The organism is Mesorhizobium sp. WSM4807 (assembly GCF_055811615.1).
Genome location: NZ_JBVVQY010000081.1, coordinates 1 through 3812, shown reverse-complemented (window position 1 = coordinate 3812; position 3812 = coordinate 1). Strand labels below are relative to the sequence as shown.

The window sequence follows — 3812 nt, the reverse complement described above, 5'->3', positions numbered from 1 at the left end:
CCGAAAGGCATATCGACCAGCGAACATTTGAGCGTCATCAGGGCCGCGAGCGCCTCCACCTCCTCGGCATCGGCGTCAGGCGCAAAGCGGATACCCCCCTTTGACCGGCTCACAATGTTCGCTGTGCACCGAGCGCCAGCCGACAAAGCTGTACATGCGTCCGCGCAATCTCACCCCGAAACGCACTGTATAGGTCGAGTTGCATTGAACGATCCGCTCGGCAAGCCCCTCCGGAAGCTCGAGGAAGGACATCGCGTGACAGAAGTTCTTGTCGACGCTCTGCAGAAAACTGTTGGTGGAGGCCAGCATCGCTCACCTTCCGAGGCCGTGCCGCCAGCCGGCGGCGCCAAAGCCGTGGGGTGACGGGGTCTTCAGGATCGCCGCTCGATGATCATCGCCAGGCCCATACGAAGCTCGCAAGCTATCTTTGCACACAGTCCCTATCTCCTTTTGGAAGCGCTAGGGAGTTGCAGGTCAGGTCTCGACAACCGGGGTGACCCTCAACGATCCATCTCAGTTCAGCGCCTCCACGCACGTTGCAACGCCCATTCCGCCGCCGATGCAAACGGTCGCGAGGCCCTTCTTGGTGCCGCGCCGGCGCATCTCGTACACAAGCGTGTTGAAGATACGGGCACCGGAAGCGCCGATCGGATGGCCGATGGCAATTGCGCCGCCATTGACGTTGACGATTGCCGGGTCCCAGCCCATGTCCTTGTTGACGGCGCAGGCCTGCGCGGCGAAGGCCTCGTTGGCCTCGACGAGGTCGAGGTCTCCGATTGACCAGCCGGCCTTGGCCAGCGCCTTGCGCGAAGCGGGAATTGGGCCTGTGCCCATGATCTGGGGGTCGACGCCGGCGGTCGCCCAGGAGGCGATGCGGACGAGCGGCGTCATGCCGCGCCTGACGGCCTCGGTTTCGGTCATCAGCACCGCGCCGGCGGCGCCGTCGTTGATGCCGGAGGCATTGGCGGCGGTCACTGTGCCGTCCTTGTCGAAGGCCGCCTTCAGCTTGGTCATGGCATCGAACGTCGCGCCGTGGCGGATATATTCGTCCTGGTCGACGATGGTGTCGCCCTTCTTGCCCTTGATGGTAAAGGCGACGATCTCGTCCTTGAACTTGCCGGCCTTCTGCGCCGCCTCGGCCTTGTTCTGCGAGGCCAGCGCAAACTCGTCCTGATCGTCGCGCGTGATCTGGAACTGACGGGCGACGTTCTCGGCCGTGTTGCCCATATGATAGCCGTTAAAGGTATCCCACAGGCCGTCCTTGAGCATGGTGTCGATCATCTTGTAGTCGCCCATCTTGATCCCGGGACGCAGGTGCTGCGCGTGCGGCGACAGCGACATCGATTCTTGGCCACCGGCTACGATGATTTTGGCGTCGCCAGTGGCGATCTGCTGCATTCCGAGCGCGATGGCGCGCAGACCCGAGCCGCAAACCTGATTGAGGCCCCAGGCCGTGGTTTCCTTCGGCAGGCCGGCATAGATCGAGGGCTGGCGGGCGGGGTTCTGGCGCTGAGCGGCGGTCAGCACCTGACCGAGAATGACCTCGTCGACCTCGTCCACTTCCACGCCGGCGCGCGACAGCAAGAATGCGGCAGGGCCGTCATCGTCTGCTTGCCGGCATTAATAAGGTCGGCGTCGATCTCGTCCTCAGTTGGGAATGGGTCGATACCCAACAGGCCGTTCTCCGATTGCAACGCCACCCGGACCCCTTCGGGAATGTGATTGGCGACAAGGGTGGGAATGCCGATGCCACGATTGACATATATGCCGTCCTGAAGTTCGCGGGCGGCCCGCGCCGCCATCTGGTTCCGATCCCAAGCCATTGCTATCCCCTTGCTCAAGCCGCCGCGCGCGTTGTGCGCTGTTCGATGCGCTTTTCGTACTTGCCTTGGATCAGGCGGTGCACGTAGATGCCCGGCAGGTGGACCTTGTCGGGATCAAGGCTGCCAACTGGTACGATCTCCTCAACCTCGGCGACGCAGATCCTGCCGCAGGTTGCGGCAGGCGGGTTGAAGTTGCGCGACGTCTTGCGAAGGACGAGATTCCCGGAGGTATCCCCCTTCCACGCCTTCACAATGGACAGGTCGGCAACGATGCCGGTCTCAAGCACATAATCCTCGCCATTGAAGGACTTGTGCTCCTTGCCCTCGGCGACCACAGTGCCCACGCCGGTCTTCGTGTAGAAGCCGGCAATGCCGGCGCCGCCAGCGCGCATGCGCTCGGCCAACGTCCCCCGAGGGCTGAAATCGAGCTCCAGCTCGCCGCTTAAGTACTGGCGCATGGACTCGGCGTTCTCGCCGACATAGGACGAGATCATCTTCTTGATCTGCTTCGTCCTCAGCAGCAGGCCGAGGCCAAAGTCGTCGACGCCACAATTGTTCGACGCGATTGTCAGCTCCTTCGTGCCTGCGTCCTGGATCGCACCGATCAACAGTTCTGGTATGCCGCAAAGACCAAATCCGCCCGCCGCGATCAACATTCCGTCAAACAACAGACCTTCCAACGCCGAACCCGCGGCGCTATAGACCTTATTCATGTAGCTCGCCTACAGTTGATCAATACTTCATTGTGGGGCGAATCGCCCTATGCGATCGCGCTAGCTCAACAGGTGTCGATTGCCTTTGCGGGCGCGAGTTGCCTCGGAAGCTAAACTCATGAGACTCAATCTGTTTCGATCAGTAGCCCCGCGTCAGGTCGACTACGTTATGTAGCGGCCTCTTCTCGAGGAACCGCTGCAGATTGTCGATGAATATCTCGTGCACGCGATTATTGTAGTCGCTCATCCAACCCGCGACGTGGGGAGTGACAATGACGTTCGGCATTGTCCAGAGAGGGCTGTCTGCTGGGAGCGGTTCCCGCTCAAACACGTCAAGGATGGCGCCGGCGATGCCGCCTGCCTTCAACGCTTCGATGAGCTCGCTTTCCACAACGACGGCACCCCGGGCGATGTTGACCAGGATGGCGGTACGGCGCATGAGCCGAAGCTGCTCGCGACCAATTAGCCTGGTGGTTTCCGGAACCTGGGGAACGGCAAGGACAACAAAGTCGGAGAGCTGCAGCAGCTCGGCAAGACTCTCCGGCGGGAGGAGTCTGTCAACGCCGGCGATCGCCTCGGTCACATCGCGTTTAGAGCCAATCACGCTCATCCCGAAACTCTTGCCACGGCGGGCGATGGCCGCGCCAATCGATCCGAGCCCGACCACGCCGAGCGTTCGCCCTGCCAGCGGCGCCAACGCTCTCGGATGCCATTCGTTGCGAGACTGATCCCGCATGAACTGCGGGAAGTCCCAGTACATCATGGCGATGCCCGTCATCACGTAATCGGCGATGACTTCGCCATGCATACCCCGAGCATTGGTGACGATGAGGTCGCCGATGCAGTCTCGGATTGGCATGATCGTGTCTATGCCCGCGCTCGCGCACTGGAACCAGCGCAATCGCCGGGCTTTATTGAAAATCTCGACCGGAAAGCTGTCCGCGAGCAGAACGTCTGCCTGCGCGATCTGCTCATCGAGAGATGCCGCGTCTTTCGCAGTCAACACTCGAACATCGGGAAAGCGCTCGTGGATCAGCTCCGCATGCTCGGCGAGCCTATAGAGCAGAACCGTGACGGCATTGCCATCTGCGGGCGTGTAAGATGTCATGGCTAGCTTATCCTATACAATGTACCACCGCGACGCATTGCTCCATGGCAAGTGTTAAAGCCAGTGGTATGAGTTCGTCTGGCACGTCCGACCGCCGAAGAGGGCCCGTCTCTCGGACGGTACGGGACGCGGCGCCGCTCGAACGTCGCAGTGCGTCCGCCAACTGCG

The 3812-nt window shown here is 61.5% G+C and carries 2 protein-coding genes and 3 pseudogenes; all 5 read right to left on the bottom strand.

Annotation, left to right across the window (positions count from 1 at the left end; all coding sequences use genetic code 11):
- Positions 1-252: pseudogene (locus AC0L3N_RS33670) on the bottom strand (Glu/Leu/Phe/Val dehydrogenase dimerization domain-containing protein); the annotation flags it as partial.
- A 261-nt stretch (positions 253-513) separates the two neighbouring features.
- Positions 514-1584: pseudogene (locus AC0L3N_RS33665) on the bottom strand (acetyl-CoA C-acetyltransferase); the annotation flags it as partial.
- A pseudogene (locus AC0L3N_RS33660) lies at positions 1584-1823 on the bottom strand (CoA-transferase); the annotation flags it as partial. The pseudogenes AC0L3N_RS33665 and AC0L3N_RS33660, both read right to left, overlap by 1 nt.
- A 14-nt stretch (positions 1824-1837) precedes the next feature.
- On the bottom strand, positions 1838-2536 hold the full coding sequence (locus AC0L3N_RS33655; protein ID WP_473551977.1) for a CoA transferase subunit A: 699 nt from the start codon (positions 2534-2536) through the stop codon (positions 1838-1840).
- 139 nt (positions 2537-2675) lie between these two features.
- Complete coding sequence (locus AC0L3N_RS33650) at positions 2676-3644, bottom strand: D-2-hydroxyacid dehydrogenase (protein WP_473551975.1); 969 nt, start codon at positions 3642-3644, stop codon at positions 2676-2678.
- Positions 3645-3812: the final 168 nt, after the last annotated feature.